This window comes from Pseudoduganella rivuli (assembly GCF_009674485.1).
GTDB classification, from domain to species: Bacteria; Pseudomonadota; Gammaproteobacteria; order Burkholderiales; family Burkholderiaceae_D; genus Rugamonas; species Rugamonas rivuli_B.
In genome coordinates this window covers 142452-160247 of record NZ_WKJJ01000015.1, presented here as the reverse complement: position 1 = coordinate 160247, position 17796 = coordinate 142452, and the positions used below count along the sequence as shown (strand labels likewise).

Sequence of the window (17796 nt, the reverse complement as noted above, 5' to 3'; positions counted from 1 at the left end):
ATCTCCGGGTCATCCCAGCTCGCCCGCCTCGCCCTTCAGCGCAAATAAATCCACCTTCAGCGCCTTCATGCCGTCCGGCGCATACAGCGCCAGCGCCTGCGCTTTCAGCATCGTGTCGTACAGCGTGTTGCGGTGGTCGAAAGTGAAGTAATACGTGTTGGGGCGGATCGGCACGTCGTGCGGCACTTGCGCCATGTGCGTGAGCGGGATGCCGGGCAGCGCCATGCCGACCATGCGCTCGACGTCGTCCGGCGCGCCGCATTTGAAACGCAGCGGCACGGCCGCCACCAGTTCCAGCGCCGGCATGTCCGCGCTGACGGCCAGGCACAGCGCGGTGGCGCGGTCGACCTGGGCCGGGTCGATGCGGGTGCGGTAGCGGCCCGGCCGGTCGGGATCGGGCGGCAGCGGGATCGTGAAATAGCGCGACGACAGCACCGTGTCGGCCAGGTCGCGGATCATCGCGGCCAGCCGCGCGAAACCGGGACCGGCGTCCGCATGGCGGTAAGCGGGCAAATCGGCCAGCGCATAGCGGGTGGAAAACGACATCAGGCCACCGGCCAGTGTCGTCATCCGCTCGAACAGGGATTCTGGATGATGCTGGCCGTGGCGCGCGCAGTGCACCAGCGCCGCGCCGCAGGTGCTGATGGCGTTGAGCATCAGGTACGACGTGATGTCGCCGCTGTGGAAAGACACCACATCCTTGGCCGGCTGCCGGTGCCGCTCGTGCAGCGCGTCGACCTTGGCCTGTAACTTGTCGACCAGCCCTTCGAGCATGCGCTGCAAGCCGGTGGCGGAGACCGTGACGGCGGGCGGAATGAAGGCGGGATCCGCTTCGAAGCCGCCCGTGGCCAGGCGGCGGATGCGGATCACGGGCAAGGCGACGGCACCGTTGCTGTCCCGGTCCGCCTGCGGCGCCAGCCGCACCGCCTTGCGCAGGTAGGCAATCTGTTCGGACGGCGCGCCTTCGTACAAATCCAGGGTTTCCCGTTCATGCCGCGCATAGCGCACGGCAGCGGCGGCGCCATTTGCCTGCACGTTGCCGCCATGCGCATGCAGCGCGGGCAGCAGCGCGCAAATCGTGCAGGCCTGTTCGTCCTGCGCCAGCTGGTCCAGGTCCAGCGCCGGCGGCAAGGCGTCGGCGCCGGGCGCGTCGTAGCATTCGCCGTCCGGGAACACCAGCGACAGCACTTCCGCCTGCAACACGCCGTTGCGCAGGCTTTCATCGTTCCACCGCACGTCGCGGATGCCCCACAGGTGCGGCTGCAGCATGGCGGCCATGCGCTGCGCCCGCGCTTCGTGGTAGCGGTCTTGCTGCTGCAAATGCAGTGGCCCCAGCATTAAACCTTCGGTCCACAATACCTTCAATGGCAGGCTCATGGCGTGCTCCCGGGAGTGATGGAAAGGGCAGCTTGCCGTGACCGTCCTGCTGGTTCTTTGCGCCGCCGCAAGTGATTGCCGATCTGAAATCTTTCTCGATTGAATTTGCATTTGCGCAAGTTGCCGAAAAGACAGACGGAAATAATGGCCCTTCACCCCGTTCACTGGAGGAGGGCCGATGGAGCGATTGCTGCCGTACTACGAACGCGAACTGGTCATGTTGCGACGCCACGCGGGCCAGTTTGCCGCGCGCTATCCGAAAGTGGCGGCGCAGTTGCAGCTCGATGACAGCCAGGAGGCGGAACCGCAAACCGAGCGCCTGATCCAGTCCGTCGCGCTATTGGCGGCCCGCGTGGCCATGCGCATCGATGACGGCCATGCGCACGTGACGGAAGCATTGCTGGAACTGTTGCTGCCCCACTATTTGCGGCCGTTTCCGTCGTGCGCCATTGCGCAGTCGACGGACGGCGCCGGTACGCCGCGTGGCACGGAGCTGGAGTCCGCGCCAGTGAACGACGTGCCGTGCAAGTTCCGCACCGTGTTCCCGGTCGATGGCCAGGCAGTGACGGTGCTGGCCGCCGCTTTCGAACCCCCGCTTGCGGCGCCGCCCGCCATAGTGCTGCCGCCCGATGCGTGCGCGGGACTGCGTATCGAACTGCATGCATGTGGCGCCGACAGGGCGCGGCTGTATCTCGATGGTGAAGCGCCGCTATGCGCCGCGCTGCGCGATGCGCTGTGCATGCAGGCCGTATGCGCCTGGGTGGAGCAGGGGCGCAACTGGGTGGCGTTGCCGGCTTTGCCTCTGATTGCGGCCGGCTTTGCGGAGGACGAGGCGTTGTTGCCGGCCGATGGCCGCTCGCATCCCGCGCAGCGCCTGCTGGCGGAATACTTTGCGTTTCCTGCGAAATTCAATTTTATCGATGTGGACGTGGCGGCGCTGCGCGCGTGCGCGCCATCGGCGGCGGAAACCTGGGTGCTGCACGTGGCGCTGGCCGGGGCGGGGCCGGATTCCCATGCGGCGCGCATCTTGCGTCATGTCTCCTCCGCCAATTTTCTGCCGGGCTGCACTCCCGTGGTGAACCTGTTCCGGCATCCGGGCGAACCTGTCGCCGTCACGCATGAAGAGCTGGATTACGCGGTGCGCGCCCATCCGACCACCCCGGCCGCGTATGAAGTGTTTTCCGTGGACAGCGTGCAGGCGATGGAAAAACACGGTACGGAGCAGGTGCTGGTGGATTTCCGCCCGCTGTATTCGCTGCGCCATGGCGAGCAGAGTACGGGCCGCTACTGGATGCTGCGCACCGACGACATGCTGGCGGCCAGCAGTCCCGGGTACGAAAAGCGGCTGTCGCTGGTCGATGCGCGCCGCATGCCGCTGGCATTGGAGCCGTGCACGTTGTCGTTGCGGCTCACGTGCAGCAATCGGGATTTGCCCGCGCAATTGCGCGATAGCGTATTGCGCAGCGGGAGCGCCGCCATGCGCTGCGTGCGCATGCCATCGGCGGCGTTGCGGCCGCCTTCCGGTGCGGCGCTGCACTGGCGCCTGATTTCCCACCTGGCGCTGAACCAGCGTGCGCTGGCGCCGCAAGGCGTGCAGGCGCTGCGGGAAATGCTGGCGCTGTACGACTTGCGCCAGGACGCGATTTCGCGCCGCCAGATTGCCGGCGTGGTGGCGCTGGAACAGGTGCACGCCACGGCGTGGCTGCGCCATCCGCACGGTGCGTCGCTGGCGCACGGCATCGAAGTGCGGATCACGCTGGAGGAGGAAGCCTATGCCGGCAGCGGCATCAGCCTGTTTATCGATGTGCTGGACCACTATTTCGGGCTGTATGTGCAGGTCAACAGCTTTGTCGAACTGGTGGCCCTGTCTGCCCGCACGGGCAAGGAGCTGAAACGATGCGCACCTCGCAGCGGCTATGCCAGCCTGGCGTGATCCGGCGCCTGCGGGATGAACCGTGGCGCTTCAGCGTGGCGCAGGCGCTGCGGTTGCTGTTGCGCTGGCTGGCAGCGCAGGGGATAGCGCAGGACGAAGCGTATGCGCGGGTGCTGGGGTTTCGTAACAGCTTGTCGCTGGCGTTTCCCGCTGCCGAGCTGGTGGCGCTGGAGATGTCGGACCCTGAGCTGGAAGTCGCGCTGACGCCCGCCTTTATCGGCTTGCTGGGGGCGGCGGGCGCGCTGCCGCTGCACGACACGCAGCACATCGCCGACTTGCCGTCGGGGGACCAGCGTCGCGGCGTGTGCGCGTTCATCGACCTGTTGTCGTCGCGCCTGATGGCGCTGCATTGCCAGGCGGACGAGTTGCGGCGGCTCGAGCATGGCCTGGCCACGGGCGGTGCCGACAACTTGCTACCGTTGCTGCTGGCGCTGTCCGGCGTGCAGCCAGCGCCCCGCCATCCCTACGACCATGTGGCGGCATATTACGCGGGCTTGCTGCGCATGCGGCCAGTCAGCGGAATGGCCATTGCCCAGATATTGGGCGGTTATTTCAGGGTGCCCCTCGCTTGCGAACAATTTGCCGGCAGGTGGGAACCCGTGCCGCAGGCGCGCCGCTCTGTGCTGGGGCGTACCCGTCCCATGCTGGGGGGCGGCGCCATGCTGGGCGCCCGGTTGTTCCGGCCCGAACGCGGCGTGCGGCTCGATATCGGGCCGCTGCAAGCCGATGAACTGGAGCGGTTTCTACCGGGTGGCGAGGGTGCGGCGGCGCTGGCCGAGCTGTTGCGGCTGTGTGCCGCACCTTCGCTGACGTTTGAAGTACGGCTGTTGCTGGCGCCCCAGGTGATACGCCCGCTGGTATTGGAACCGCCTGGCCGGCGGCGCCGGCTGGGCTGGGATACCTTTTTGCCGGATCGTCATGGGCGGGTGGGGCGGGCGCAAGTGCGGTATCTGTTGCAGTTGTAGCGCAAGGAGGATGGCGATGGATGGCGCAAGGACGTGGATACAGTCGGTGCTGGATGGCGAAAGCCAGCATGGCCGTTTGCTGACGATGGATTTTCCGCGCGATGATGGCCCGGAATATGCGGTGTTGCTGGTCAATACCCTGCATGCGCGCGAAGAGATGTCGCGCTCATTCCGCTACGAAGCGGAATTGCTGTCGGACGACGCGCATATTGCGCTGACGTCGATGATGGGCAAGATGGTGACCATCTCGCTGGTGCGCAACGACGGCTTGCTGCGCCATTTCAATGGCTACGTGACAGAATTCAGCCTGCTGGGCGCCGATGGCGGCCTGGCGAAATACCGCATGGTGCTGGAACCGTGGATGGCGTTTGTCCGGCTGCGCCAGGATTGCGTCGGCTTCCATGGCCGCACGCTGCTGCAGATCACGGAACTGACGCTGCGCCACTGCGTGCAGCACGACTGGCAAACGCGCCTGTATCACGGCGATCCGCCCATCACCTGCGCCAACCAGTACAACGAGACGGACTACAACCACTTGCACCGGCGCTGGGAAGCGCGCGGCTGGCATTACTGGTACGAGCACCGCGCCAATGGCCATACCTTGTGGCTCGGTGACGACACCATGATGCTGGACCCCATCGATGCGCGTGACGGCACGGAAGCGCCGGACGGCATGCCGTTCCGCAGCGAAGCGGGATCGAAGGAAGACGACAGCATCCACCAATGGCAGGCAGTACGCCGCATCGGCGCGAACAGGCTGACGTTGTCCACGTTCGATTACAAGAACCCGTCGCCACAACATATCTCGGCGCAGACCCGTTATGTGCAGGGCGACCTGTTCGAGCATGAAGTGCACGAATACGCGGGCGCCAGGGCGTACCAGGGCAGCCGCGAAGGGGAACCGCTGGCGCAACGGCGCAGCGATGGGCGGGAAGCGCTGTACCAGACCTTCGAAGCGTCCGGCAACGACCGCAATGCGCAGCCGGGGCGCTGCTTCAAGCTGGAAGAACATTTCAGCGGCCAGGCACCCGCTAAGGAAATCGGCGACGCTTCGCGCGAGGGCCGCAGCTACCTGATCCTGGCGGTGGAGCACAACGCCAGCAACAACTACCAGGACGGGCGCCATGCGGAATCGCGCTACACGAACCGGTTCACGTGTATCCGCCAGGAGCGGCGCTGGTATCCGGAGCGGGGTTACCACAGCCAGCCTTGCGCCGACCCGGGTGTGCAGACGGCCATCGTCGTGGGCCCTGCGGGGGAAGAGATTCACACGGATGACCTGGGGAGGATCAAGGTGCAGTTCCACTGGGACCGGTTGGGAACGGGGACGGGCGGCGCCGAGCCGTGGGTGCGGGTGGCGATGCCGGTGGCCGGTGCGGGGTTCGGGCAGATCGGGTTGCCGCGCGTCGGGCAGGAAGTGGTGGTGCAGTTCGTCAATGGGAATGTGGACCATCCGATTGTGACAGGGGTGGTTTACAACGGGAGGCATGCGCCACCGTGGGAGTTGCGGGGGCAGCGGGCGTTGTCGGGGTGGCGGAGCAGGGAGCTTGGCGGTTCGCGCGGGAATCAGCTGGTGATGGATGACACGCGGGACCAGTTGCAGGCGCAGTTGCGCAGTGATCATTTGCATAGCCAGTTGGCGCTGGGGCATATCGTGCGGGTGGAAAGCAAGGCGGGGCGGGGAGAGGTGCGTGGGGAGGGATTTGAGTTGAGGACGGATGGGCATGGGGTGGTGCGGGCTGGGAGGGGGATGTTGGTGACGACGGAGGAGCGCACTGCTGCGCGTTCACAGACGGCCAGTATGGAAGAAACCGCGATGCGCCTGGATCGCGCGCAGCAAAGCCACGCCAGTCTGGCGGAGCTCGCGCAGCAGCATGACGGTGAAGCTGCCCGACAGCAGGCCGATGTCATGAAGACGCTGGAGACACAGCAGCGCGCAATGGCAGGCAAGGATGGAAAAGCACTGGCCTCACACCTGGTGTTTGCCAGCCCGGCAGGCATCGCCAGCACAACTGCGGGCAGCACGCATATCGCCAGCGATCAGCATACAGCGCTTAGTTGCGGCAAGAGCTTCTCACTGTCCAGCGGGGAGAGCTTGTTCGCCACCATTAAGCGCTCGCTACGGCTGTTCGTGCAGCAGGCCGGGATGAAGCTGGTGGCGGCTGCAGGGGACATCGATATTCAGGCGCTGACGGACAACATCCGGTTGCTGTCCAAGTTGGAAATCTCGCAGACGGCGAATCGCATTCTTATCACTGCCAAGGAAGAGGTGGTCATCAATGGCGGTGGGAGCTACATGAAGCTTAACGCTGACGGGATCGAGCGGGGCACCAATGGGAACTACGTTGGACACGCGGCGCGGCATAGTTTTGTCGGGCCGAAGAATAGTGATGTGGATGTGGTGATGCCAGGGTTGGCAGAACTGAAGGGGCGCGGCGCGCTTAACGTGGGAACGCATGCGAGTGCGGCGGGACGCGCATGTTCCGGGTTGCCTTACAAGCTTTTCAAGGATGACTCCTTGCTGGAAGAGGGGCAGTTGAATCAAGACGGGGCGCTGGTCTTCAAACATGAATTGGCCGCTGAAAGCACGTATCGCCTCGAGTTGGTGAATGGACAAGTATTCCGCATCCTTCCCACCAGAGAGAGTTCTCCCGATAAGACCAGTAGCGGCATGGGCTTCCATGGGTATGTGAATCCAGGCGGGGCGTTGACTGAGCATTCCTCCAATCTTGACGAGGACAGGCTTCTTTCCAATCCGTTTACTTCGACATGGCTTGATTCATCAGGGGGAGACTCATATGGACGAGAATGAAAAACTCTATATACAAAACCTTTATTACGATTCAACCTCCGCGCCCTATAGTTGTTTGGTGCTGCCTTGGTGGGTGCGGGAAAATAGGCAGGTATATTTTCCCAAACATAACTGCGCAATAGAGCCGTTGATTTGTGGCGAAAAGACGTTTGGGCGTATAGCTCAGGATCTGAGGAATGCGAAACGAAGTGTGGATATCATCACATGGGGATTTGATCCCGGCATGGTACTGATGAGAGGAGGAGAGGCTGAGGAGGGCGAAAGGTATGGCGACATATTGAAGAAAATAGCTGGAAGGGAAAAGCACCCCGTCACGGTTCGCATAATTGTCTGGCATGACGATGTGCTTTCTCAGTCAAAAATGAAAAACATTCCAGGGTATTATGGAGCGCAATATCCGGCCGTGGGATGCTATATGAAAAAAGAATTTTACGGACCAGAACATCAGGACTACAACGCGGACTGGTTTGCTGATGTGAGATCAGGCAACGCGGGGTCTATAGAGTTTCACGTACGAATGGTTCCTAACAAATACTTGAAACCTGCTCTTGTCGGTGAGTGTGAGCCTCCGGGCTATATGGTGAAGGCATCTGAGCTCTATGCTACTCATCATCAGAAAATGATGTTGATAGATTACGAAGATCCGCAGTCCGCGATTGGTTATGTCATGGGGCATAACAGCGTGACGGATTTCTGGGATACGGAAGAACATCTGTTCCGTGACTCGCGTCGGGAGCGGTTTTTTAAAAGTGACGCCAAGAAGATTATGAATGAGGCCTGCAATCGCGCAGGTTCCATTGCGGTGACTGCTGGTACTGCTGGGTCGAATGGATTGCCGTCCTTTGGCTATTCTGACGCTGAGTTGCTTCAGGTATCTAGTGCTGCTCAGCAATATATCGATGAGCGTAGCTATGTGACTAAACCATACCAGGATGTTTCATGCCGCCTGCGTGGTCCGGTACTCTATGATCTTAATCATAATTTTTGTCAGGCTTGGGCAGAATCCGCGCCGCCAACTTCTTTTTTCTTTGAGGTGATAGGCGTTCTTTTAAAGCCTTTGTTGAACAGGAAAACTGAAGCCAGCGCCAAAGATAATGAAGGGTTGAAAACGAGGAGGGAAATAAGCTGGAAGTCCTTCATACTCGATGACGGCCGGCATAGCGTTCAATTGCTGAGAACGCAACCGCTGCATGGGGAAAAGTCCATCAAGGAGTGCTATGCAAATTTGACGCGGCAAATACATCATTACATTTTTATTCAAAATCAGTACATACAATATGACACATGGTCAGCCTACCTTGTGAAGTGCGTGGAAAGGCTGAGGGATAACAAATTCCTTAAGCCGATTTACGTTTTTATCCTCACATCAACGCCAGAGGATAAAGGGATGGACCTTCCGACCTATGACACGATTTCGAAATTAGGGAAAAGTGACTCCATGGTGGTTGAGCATAAAAGGGCAATGGAAAATGCGAGTAAAGGAAAGGGTAAGCTTCCAGTTTCATTGGAAACAATGAAGGCTTATGGAATAAATGTGGTTGTGGGGTCGCTTTGGACGTGCAGGAAGATGACTGCAGGTGTGAGGCTGAATCCTGATGAGTATGAAGAAATTTACATTCACGCGAAGGTTGCTATTGTGGATGATGCAGCTTTTACGATTGGATCAGCCAACCTCAATCTCAGAAGTATGGCTATTGATAGTGAGCTAAATGTGTTGAGTACGGCAAGTGATGTTGCGTATGGATTGAGGCGGGATCTTTTTTATCAATGTACAAAGAAGTATGGGCCGGATTGCTTTGGGGATATGGCTTCAACATTTTTTAATTGGCGGGCTGCCATGGAAGATAATAAGGCTGCTAAAAAACGTGGTGACCAGTTGGCGAGCATGCTGTTGCCGTTCTTTGTGGATAGAGAGCCAGGAGAGCCCGTGGTATGAAAAGAAAATTCTTCATTCGTGAAATTTTTCTCTTAGCTGCTTTTTTGATTTTCGCTGAAGGTTGCGCGAAGGGAGACGCTATGCATGATGCTATCTTAAAATTGCCGAATTTTGATGTAAATAGTGTGCCGCCCATTTGTGGGCGGTGGAGAGATCATATGCCTGATGTTCGTTCAAAAGAACCGTATGATATATATCTAAGCGCACGAAAAAGATGGCGCAGTAAACAGGCGTGGTTGTTTGATAAAGAGGAAAATAAATCGATATTGTATGATGTTATGTTTTCTGCTGAAAAGGGGGACTGGGGTGCCAAAGCTCTTCTTGCTAACTTTTATCGGTTGGGGCTGGGCATAACTTCTTCAAATCATGTTCTAGATCCGGATCCGGAAAAGTCAATCGCCATTGTTAAAACTGCTGTGGAGGCAGGTCAAGCATGGGGATTCTACGATTTGGGCGTGGCGTATGAAAAAGGATATGGGGGAGTGGAACAAAGTAAAGAAATTGCGTGGGCTTTATATTTGAAGGCTGCAAAATTAGGCAGTCCAGAAGCATTGATGGCATTGGCTGATGCATATGGTAGAGCACGACGCCTGAATGAGGAGGAATTGATGCTGCAATGTGCATATAAACAAGGTTTCGGAGCGGCTGCATATCAACTAGCTGTGATTGCTAAGATAGAGGGGCGGGCCATGGAAGCCGTGCGCTTATATCAGGATGGCGTAACCTTCGGTGATAGTGAAAGTGCATCGGCACTTAATCTCATATTTGATACTGACGACGGCATTGCCAAAAAAGAAGAAATGCTGAAAGCGCTTGGTTCAGACCGGGACCCAGAGCGAGCGCGCCGTTATAAGGAAATTTACGACGCTCTGGACCTGAATCGCGACTTGCGGTTGGGAAGATTGGATAAGGTGCTTCCCCTGCCGCCAGCCGCTTTACCGGAATGGCATGGCATCGAAGCTGCCTTGACTCCGGAGCCGGAAGGCCCACCAACCTACTAATGCGCAGCCAAACGCAAGGAGTCGCAAATGTCCCTGCAAATCATCGTGGTCGGCGATGCCACTGACCATGGCGGCAAAGTCATCACAGGCTCGCCCAAGCACGATATCGACGGCAAAGCCATTGCCCGCTTGGGCGACAAAGTGGAATGTCCCCGATGCTACCCCGGTGGCAAACCGCACGGCATCAATAAAATCATCACGGCCCACAATGCCGTGACAGTGGACGGCATTCCCGTTGCCGTCCATGGCAGCACGACCGAATGCGGCTGTAAATTGATAGGCCGCAGTCGGGCAGATGTGGGATAGAGATCAGATTACTCGATCCTCTTCCCCGGCACTTCCTGCCCATGCTGCCGCAACACCACGCTCTCCACCGTGCCGGCAGCATTGCGCCGGAAACTCAGCCGGGCATCCACCGCGGCGACAACGAACTCATCGCGCGCCGTGGCCTGCGCTTCGAACGGCGGCTGCCCGGTCGCCTGTACCTGCAAGCCCTGGCGCTGCGGCTGGATCGTCAACACAAAGCCGGGCGCCAGCTGGTATTTGCCGGTGTAACCGGCCAGCACGTCCGGCGTCAATGCCACGATCTCCGGTGGCGGCGCCGCTCCGGGGACCAGCGCCGCCAGCGCGATGTCGTCCATCGGCGCGGACGTATTGGCCAGCACCACCACGCCCCGTTTGCCATCCGCCGTGACGCCGGCAAAAGCGGCATAGCCGCCGGTTTGGCCGTTGTGCCAGACGATGCGCGTGCCGCGCACGTCGCTCAAATGCCAGCCCAGTGCGATATCGGCGCCAGGGATGGCGGGACGCTGGCGCTGGATGGCCAGCGCATACGGGCTGCCTGCGGCGGTGGGCATCAGTGTTGTCAGGTAGCGCAGCATGTCGGCCGCCGTGGAGCGCAGCGCGCCGGCGCCGGCCATGGTGTCGAAATCCCAGTTGGCTGCGGGTTTGCCCGCGCCATCATGCCCGAGCGCCAGTCTGGCGCGCATGGCCGTTGTCAGTGTGACGGCGGTCGATAGCATGCCCAGCGGCGCGGCAATGCGGTCATGCACCAGGGTTGCATAGGATTGGCCGGCGCGGGTGGACAGCGCCACGCCCAGCAAGCCGTAGCCCAGGTTCGAGTATTCATACACCGCGCCCGGCTTGCGGGCGAGATGGTGATTGCGCAGGAACGCTTGCAGCTCCGTTGCGCCATATGCCGCGTACGGATTGGTCATGTCGGGCGGCATGAAGCCCGTAGGCAGGCGGGGCAGCCCGGACGTTTGCGTGGCAAGGTCGCGCAAGGTGATGGCCTGGCCCTGCCACGCGGGGATGGCGTAGCCGGGCAGCAGGTGCTGCACCGGTTCGTCCAGCGCCAGTTTTCCGCCTGCCGCTTCCTGCGCCAGCAGCAGCGCAGTGAAAGTCTTGGTGACGGAGCCGATTTCATATACGGTGTCACCGTCGGGTGCGCGGCCGTTCACTGAACCAAAGCCGTGGATGGCGGGATCGCCGCCTTGCTCGACGATGCCGATCACGATGCTGGCCACGGCGCCGTTGGCGGTGCGCTGGGTGGCGAGGCGGCGGGCGCTGTCGTGCAGCGTGGGGGCGGCGGCAGCGGTAAGAACGGATGCGGCGAGGGCACAGGCGAGCGCCGTCCGCCCCGCCGTGAGGGGGGAACGTTTCATGGGATCTCCGGTTGAAGTAAGCGGTTACGTGTTAATTTGATCGAGCTGGTCGATCTGGCGCTGCAGCTTGTGCGCGCCGTACAGGTTTAGCAAAATGACGGTCAGCATCACACAGCAAATGACGCCATCTGCCGCCCAGCCGCGCGCAAACGGCAGCGAGGGATCTGGATTGGTGTTCACGCCCCAGCGGAACACCACCATGCCTGGCACCAGCGGCGCCACATACCACAGCCACACGGCGCGCAGCGCATCGCGCTGGCGGACCAGTTCGGCGCGGTGAAAGTCGCGGCTCGGCAGTGCGGATGCCACGCTTGGCAGCGGGCGGCTGGATGCGCGGCGGTGCAATTGCCACACCACCACCAGCGTGCCGATGATCGTCAGCACGCTTCCGGCCCGCATCAGCGGATCCGGGAAGGCCCACAGGTAGTGCACGAAACCGGCGCACACCAGCAGCGCCGCCGCGTATTCAAGGAAATTACGGCGGGCGATGCGGCGCTGGAAGCGGTTCGCGCGTTTGACCAGCTCCGCTTCCGGCAGCGCTTCTCCGCCAGTGGCCGGCGTCGACCGCCACATGTTTTTGACATCCTGTTCGTTCATGATTGACCTTTCGTGCCCATCTGGCGGGCCAGCAGCGCTTTGATGCGGTGGATCTTGGTCGCGACATTGCGCGCGGAAATACCTGTGACGTCGCCGATGGCGGCGGCGTCCAGGTCTTCCAGGTACAGCAGCATCACTTCGCGGTCCAGCGGCGCCAGTTTGTGAATCAGCGCCAGCAACCGCTCCATATCCATGCGCCGTTCGGCGTCGGCAATACCATCGCGCTCGTCCGGTACCTGTTCCGCTTCATCCAGTTCCAGGCTGATACGGTCGGCCTTGCGGAAAGTGCGCTGGATATGCGTGGCGCCCACGTTGTGTGCGACGCGGTAGACCCACGTGCGCAGCGAGCATTGTTCCTTGTAGGTGGCGAAGCTTTGCCACAGCGCGACGTGGATTTCCTGTACCAGTTCCTGCCGTTTGGCTGCATCGCGTTCATAGCCCATGGCGAAGCGGGCGATATCCGGGCCATAGGTCGCTATGGCGTGCCTGTAGCGGTCGTTCTGGCTGGCGCAGGCTGGGTTCAACGGAGGTCGGGCGGTCATGGGGGGGGCTGGATGAGCTGTACTTGAACAGGTAGTCACCGGCCGTGCGGGTTTCTTACAGCAGGGGCGAAAAAAATGGGACCGCAGTCCCATTTGCCTACTTGCTGAGCATCCGCATCGCCCGCTCCAACCCCTCGATGGTGATGGGGAACATGCGGTTGTTCATCAACTGGCGCATGATGTTGACGGACTGGCGGTATTGCCACAGGCCTTCCGGTTCCGGATTGAGCCAGATAAATTTCGGGAACGCGGACGTGAAACGGGCCACCCATTCGGCGCCCGCTTCCTCGTTGTTGTATTCCACGGAGCCGCCCGGCTGCAGGATTTCATAGGGGCTCATGGTGGCGTCGCCGACGAAAATCAGCTTGGTGTCCGGCGTGTACTTGCGCAGTACGTCCCAAGTGGAAAAGCGTTCCGCGTTGCGGCGGCGGTTGTTCTTCCACAGGTAATCGTAGACGCAGTTGTGGAAATAGAAGAATTCCATGTTCTTGAATTCCGTCTTCGCCGCCGAGAACAATTCCTCCGTGCGCTCGATGTGGTCATCCATCGTGCCGCCCACATCCAGCAACATCAGCACCTTGATATTGTTCTTGCGCTCGGGCTGCATCTTGATGTCGAGGAAGCCCGCGTTGTTGGCGGTGGCGCGGATGGTCTGGTCCAGCGCCAGTTCCTCCTCGTGGCCTTCGCGCGCGAACTTACGCAGGCGGCGCAGCGCCACCTTGATGTTGCGCGTGCCCAGTTCGCGGTCGCCGTCGTAATCCTTGTAGGCGCGCTGCTCCCACACCTTGACCGCCGTACGGTTGCCGCCCTTGCCGCCGATGCGGATGCCTTCCGGATTGGTGCCGCCATGGCCGAACGGCGACGTGCCGCCGGTGCCGATCCACTTGCTGCCGCCTTCGTGGCGCTCTTTCTGCTCCTTCAGCAATTCGTTGAGCCGGTCCATCAGCTTGTCGTAGCCGAATTTTTCCAGCGCGGCGATCTGCTCCGGCGTCAGTTCCCGCTTCATGCGCTGCATCAGCCAGTCCAGCGGAATGCCGGCATTGGTGTCGAAGGCGCCGTTGATGCCCTTGAAATATTGGGCAAACGCGCGGTCGAACTTGTCGAAGTGCGCTTCATCCTTGACCAGCGTGAGGCGGGCCAGGTAATAAAAATCGTCCAGCGACGTGTCGATGACGTTCTTTTGCATCGCTTCCAGCAAGGTCAGGAATTCCTTGATGGAGACGGGGATCTTCGCTTCCTTGAGCGTGAAGAAAAAATCAATCAGCATAATCAGCCTCGCTGCAACCGGTAGCGCAAATGCGCCCTGACTTCAGGCCATTCGCCGCGCGTGATGCTGTACATGACGGTGTCGCGCACGGTGCCGTCGCGGCGCAGCCCGTGGTGGCGCAGCACGCCATCCTTCTTTGCGCCCAGGCGCTCGATGGCGGCCTGCGACGTGTAATTGAAATTATCGGTGCGGAATCCCACCACGGCGCAATCCAGTGTGTCAAACGCGTGCGACAGCAGCATCAGCTTGCACGACGTATTGACGGACGTGCGCTGGCGGCTGCGCGCATACCACGTGTAGCCGATTTCCACGCGGCCAATCGCGGGAACGATATCGTGGTAGCTGGTGGTGCCGATCACGGTGTTGCTGGTGGCGTCGATGACGGCAAAGGCAAAGCGGGAAGGGCGCATGTCCAGCGCGGCCTGGATGTATGCGTCCGTCTCATGCGGTTCCGGCACCGACGTGATGCGCAGCTTCCATAACTCGCCGTCCGCCGCGGCGGCGCGCAGGCCGGCCGCGTGCTGGAGACCCAGCGGTTCCAGGCGCACGCCGTTCAATTCCAGCGTGCAGTTGGCCAAATCCTTCATCAGCGGCTGTTCCGGTTCATGAACACCAGGCGTTCGAACAGGTGCACATCCTGCTCGTTTTTCAGCAGCGCCCCATGCAGCGGCGGCACGATTGCCTTCTGGTCCTTGCTGCGCAGCGCTTCGGCCGGGATGTCTTCGGCCAGCAGCAGTTTCAGCCAGTCGAGGAATTCCGACGTCGACGGTTTTTTCTTCAGGCCAGGCACGTCGCGCACTTCATAGAAGGTTTGCAGCGCCTGCGCCAGCAATTCCTGCTTCAGGTTCGGGTAGTGGACCTTGACGATGGCTTCCATCGTGTCCTTGTCCGGGAATTTAATGTAGTGGAAGAAGCAGCGGCGCAGGAAGGCGTCCGGCAATTCCTTCTCGTTGTTGGACGTGATGATGACCAGCGGGCGGTGCTTGGCCTGCACCATTTCGCGCGTCTCGTACACGTAGAATTCCATGCGGTCCAGCTCGCGCAGCAAGTCGTTGGGGAATTCAATGTCGGCCTTGTCGATCTCGTCGATCAGCAACACCACCGGTTCCGGCGCCGTGAAGGCTTGCCACAGCACGCCCTTGACGATGTAGTTGTGGATGTCGCGCACGCGCTCGTCGCCCAGCTGCGAATCGCGCAGGCGCGACACGGCGTCATATTCGTACAGGCCTTGCTGGGCCTTGGTGGTGGACTTGATGTGCCACTGCATCAGCGGCATGTCCAGCGCGGCCGCGACTTCCTCGGCCAGCATGGTCTTGCCGGTGCCGGGTTCGCCCTTGATCAGCAGCGGACGCTGCAAGGTCAGCGCGGCATTGACTGCCAGTTTCAGGTCGCCAGTGGCGACGTAATTGTCGGAGCCCTGGAAACGTGGGGCGGGGCCTTTGTCGGGATGCATGTTGAACTTGTCTCGTAAGGGAAAATAATCCTGCGAGTATATGCCAGAACGCTATACCACACTGCGTCCGGATGATGTGGACTGGCGGCATTTTATTAGGTTAGAATCGATGATTATTAGCGTAAAAGTCAACTTTTATGCTCTGGCAGTATCACTTGTTGTGCCTCGCAGTGCTTTTCTTTACTGACGTTAACCTAGTCCTCACTATGAAAAAAATCTACGCAGTTCTCGTGCTCGCGGGCCTCGCCAACGTAGCCGCAGCGGCCGACGTGGTAGGAGACCCGAAGGCCGCTCCAGCCAAGATCGAAATGTGTGTCGGTTGCCACGCCATTCCCGGCTACAAAGCAACGTTCCCGGAAGTGTTCCAGGTACCGATGATTGGCGGCCAATCGGCGAAGTACATCGAGAATGCGTTGAAGGGTTACCAGAAAGGTGAGCGCAAGCACCCATCGATGAAGGGCATCGCGGTCAGCCTGTCCGACCAGGACATCGCCGACATCGCTGCGTACTACTCGCAGCAATCCAAAACCGCGAAATGAGGCCACGTCACATGAAAAAAATCATCATCGCCCTGTTCTGCTCCGCACTGCCATTCGCAGCATCCGCCGGCGGCAATATCGAAAAAGGTAAGGCACTGGCCGAGAAAGCCAACTGCTTCGCTTGCCACGGCAAGGACTACAACACCCCGATCGACCCCAGCTATCCGAAGCTGGCCGGCCAGCACCAGGATTACCTGGCGCACGCGCTGACCGCGTACAAGCGTGGCGACAAGGCCAATGGCCGCGCCAACGCCATCATGGGCGGCCAGGTGCAAAACCTGTCCGGCCAGGATATCAAGGATGTGGCGGCATACCTGCACAGCCTGCCAGGCACGCTGGTGCTGAAGCGCTGATTGTTGCCTGACCAGTAAAAAAGCCACGCATCGCGTGGCTTTTTTTATTGACCGGCCTTGCGCCGGACGGCTTCGATGTAGGCGTCGGCATCGAGCGGCATGCCGCTGCGCTGCGCATTCCAGATCATCTCGCCCAGACAATCCATGATCTGGTGCTGCGCTTCGTGGGCGGAATCCAGTTTCAGGGTCAGCGCCGTGGCGGCCGCGCGGATGCCGGGCGGCTGGTCGATGGAAATCTGTTCGTCGATCGACAGGTGCATCGACAGGTGCAGGAAGGGATTGGTCTGGCCCGAGTCGACGGAAAAGTCGCGCGCCAGCGCGGCGTCCACATCGGCCAGCACGTCATGGTATTCGGGGTGGTGGCGGATCCAGTCGGAGGCCATGGTTTCCAGCGGCGTCAGGATTTCCTGGGCGCGCTGCTTGCGGAATACGTCGCAAAAGAAGCGGCGTACGTCGCTTTGGGAAGGGTTGAACATAAGCTGACACAATACAGACAATCCGCCATTGTACCTGTTCCGGCCGGGAGCCTGCCCGCACACTATGCGGCGCTGGAAAGCAGAACGGACGCCGAAGCGTCCGTTCTGGGTGGATTACTTTTTGTCCGGGATGGCGGACTGCGGTGCGACCACTGCCAGTGCTTCCCCGGTGGCCGATACCAGTTCCGGGACGGCACCTGGTGCCCCTGCATTCGCCGCGGTTGTGGCGGTTGCCTTGTTGGCAGCATTGGCATTATTGCCATTCTGCCCCCGGGCATGCGGCTGGCGCAGGTAGCGCGACGTGTGGTGACGGTGCCGTTCGCCATGCGGCGGCCACGTCAGGAAGCGGGACAATTCCTGCAAGGCCCGCTGGTACACTTCGCGCTTGAACTCGATCACCACATCCAGCGGTACCCAGTATTCATGCCAGCGCCAGGCGTCGAATTCAGGGTGGTCGGTCAGGCGCAGGTTGACGTCGTTGTCGCGCGCGCACATGCGCAACAGGAACCAGATCTGTTTCTGGCCACGGTAATGGCCACGGATTTCCCGCTTGATAAAGTGATCTGGCACCTCGTAGCGCAGCCAGTCGCGGGTCCGTCCGATGATCTTGACGTGTTCTGCTCGTAATCCTATTTCTTCTTCCAGCTCCCGGTACATTGCCTGTTCAGGCGTTTCTCCGTATTTGATACCCCCTTGCGGGAATTGCCATGAGTGCTCGCGCACCCGTTTGCCCCACCACACCTCGTTATGGGCGTTGAGCAGGATGATGCCGACGTTGGGCCGAAACCCTTCACGGTCGAGCATAGTGCACCTCAAACTTTCTGCTGCCGCGCGCCCTTCTTATATTTTTGCCCACAAACCTGCGCGCCGACACCGCCGCC

At 60.5% G+C, this 17796-nt stretch carries 17 protein-coding genes; 8 read left to right on the top strand and 9 right to left on the bottom strand.

The window, feature by feature from the left end; translation table 11 throughout:
* Nucleotides 1-9: 9 nt before the first annotated feature.
* Nucleotides 10-1377, bottom strand: a complete 1368-nt coding sequence (gene tssK, locus GJ700_RS23060) for a type VI secretion system baseplate subunit TssK (protein WP_154378302.1) — start codon at nucleotides 1375-1377, stop codon at nucleotides 10-12.
* Between the two features lie 178 nt (nucleotides 1378-1555).
* On the opposite strand from tssK, the gene tssF reads away from it, so the two are divergent.
* From tssF to GJ700_RS23030, 6 genes are read left to right on the top strand one after another with little or no spacing between them, the layout of a single operon-like run.
* Nucleotides 1556-3310: a type VI secretion system baseplate subunit TssF gene (gene tssF / locus GJ700_RS23055; RefSeq protein ID WP_154378300.1), complete on the top strand. Its 1755-nt coding sequence runs from the start codon at nucleotides 1556-1558 to the stop codon at nucleotides 3308-3310.
* Nucleotides 3274-4275, top strand: coding sequence for a type VI secretion system baseplate subunit TssG (gene tssG / locus GJ700_RS23050; RefSeq protein ID WP_154378298.1), 1002 nt, complete (start codon nucleotides 3274-3276; stop codon nucleotides 4273-4275). Before tssF ends, tssG begins: the two co-directional genes overlap by 37 nt.
* 16 nt (nucleotides 4276-4291) lie before the next feature.
* Complete coding sequence (locus GJ700_RS23045; protein WP_229507189.1) at nucleotides 4292-7087, top strand: type VI secretion system Vgr family protein; 2796 nt, start codon at nucleotides 4292-4294, stop codon at nucleotides 7085-7087.
* Nucleotides 7074-9023, top strand: a complete 1950-nt coding sequence (locus GJ700_RS23040) for a phospholipase D-like domain-containing protein (RefSeq protein WP_229507188.1) — start codon at nucleotides 7074-7076, stop codon at nucleotides 9021-9023. The genes GJ700_RS23045 and GJ700_RS23040 overlap by 14 nt, the downstream gene beginning before the upstream one ends.
* Complete coding sequence (locus GJ700_RS23035; RefSeq protein ID WP_154378296.1) at nucleotides 9020-10024, top strand: SEL1-like repeat protein; 1005 nt, start codon at nucleotides 9020-9022, stop codon at nucleotides 10022-10024. The genes GJ700_RS23040 and GJ700_RS23035 overlap by 4 nt, the downstream gene beginning before the upstream one ends.
* A 27-nt stretch (nucleotides 10025-10051) precedes the next feature.
* The gene (locus GJ700_RS23030; protein WP_154378294.1) at nucleotides 10052-10330 is read left to right on the top strand and encodes a PAAR domain-containing protein; all 279 of its coding nucleotides are present in this window, start codon (nucleotides 10052-10054) and stop codon (nucleotides 10328-10330) included.
* A gap of 8 nt (nucleotides 10331-10338) precedes the next feature.
* On the opposite strand, the gene GJ700_RS23025 is transcribed toward GJ700_RS23030, so the two are convergent.
* From GJ700_RS23025 to GJ700_RS23000, 6 genes are all read right to left on the bottom strand, one after another.
* Nucleotides 10339-11688 (bottom strand): serine hydrolase, encoded by a 1350-nt coding sequence (locus tag GJ700_RS23025; protein WP_154378292.1) that lies wholly within the window; start codon nucleotides 11686-11688, stop codon nucleotides 10339-10341.
* 24 nt (nucleotides 11689-11712) lie between these two features.
* Entirely contained in the window at nucleotides 11713-12285 is a 573-nt protein-coding gene (locus GJ700_RS23020; protein ID WP_154378290.1) for a hypothetical protein, read from the bottom strand.
* Nucleotides 12282-12827, bottom strand: coding sequence for an RNA polymerase sigma factor (locus tag GJ700_RS23015; RefSeq protein WP_154378288.1), 546 nt, complete (start codon nucleotides 12825-12827; stop codon nucleotides 12282-12284). Before GJ700_RS23015 ends, GJ700_RS23020 begins: the two co-directional genes overlap by 4 nt.
* Nucleotides 12828-12924: 97 nt before the next feature.
* The gene (locus tag GJ700_RS23010) at nucleotides 12925-14094 is read right to left on the bottom strand and encodes a vWA domain-containing protein (RefSeq protein ID WP_154378286.1); all 1170 of its coding nucleotides are present in this window, start codon (nucleotides 14092-14094) and stop codon (nucleotides 12925-12927) included.
* Between the two features lie 2 nt (nucleotides 14095-14096).
* Complete coding sequence (locus GJ700_RS23005; protein WP_154378284.1) at nucleotides 14097-14681, bottom strand: GNAT family N-acetyltransferase; 585 nt, start codon at nucleotides 14679-14681, stop codon at nucleotides 14097-14099.
* Complete coding sequence (locus tag GJ700_RS23000; RefSeq protein ID WP_154378282.1) at nucleotides 14681-15547, bottom strand: AAA family ATPase; 867 nt, start codon at nucleotides 15545-15547, stop codon at nucleotides 14681-14683. Before GJ700_RS23000 ends, GJ700_RS23005 begins: the two co-directional genes overlap by 1 nt.
* A gap of 206 nt (nucleotides 15548-15753) precedes the next feature.
* On the opposite strand from GJ700_RS23000, the gene GJ700_RS22995 reads away from it, so the two are divergent.
* On the top strand, nucleotides 15754-16086 hold the full coding sequence (locus GJ700_RS22995) for a c-type cytochrome (RefSeq protein ID WP_154378280.1): 333 nt from the start codon (nucleotides 15754-15756) through the stop codon (nucleotides 16084-16086).
* Between the two features lie 11 nt (nucleotides 16087-16097).
* Nucleotides 16098-16439: a c-type cytochrome gene (locus tag GJ700_RS22990; protein WP_154378278.1), complete on the top strand. Its 342-nt coding sequence runs from the start codon at nucleotides 16098-16100 to the stop codon at nucleotides 16437-16439.
* 44 nt (nucleotides 16440-16483) lie between these two features.
* Here the strand turns inward: GJ700_RS22990 and GJ700_RS22985 are convergent, their stop codons facing one another.
* Both GJ700_RS22985 and GJ700_RS22980 read right to left on the bottom strand, forming a co-directional pair.
* Nucleotides 16484-16915: a DUF1841 family protein gene (locus GJ700_RS22985; RefSeq protein ID WP_154378276.1), complete on the bottom strand. Its 432-nt coding sequence runs from the start codon at nucleotides 16913-16915 to the stop codon at nucleotides 16484-16486.
* Nucleotides 16916-17029: 114 nt separating this feature from the next.
* Nucleotides 17030-17719 carry an RNA pyrophosphohydrolase gene (locus GJ700_RS22980; protein ID WP_229507187.1) on the bottom strand — a complete coding sequence of 230 codons (690 nt, stop codon included), beginning with the start codon at nucleotides 17717-17719 and terminating at the stop codon, nucleotides 17030-17032.
* Nucleotides 17720-17796: the final 77 nt, after the last annotated feature.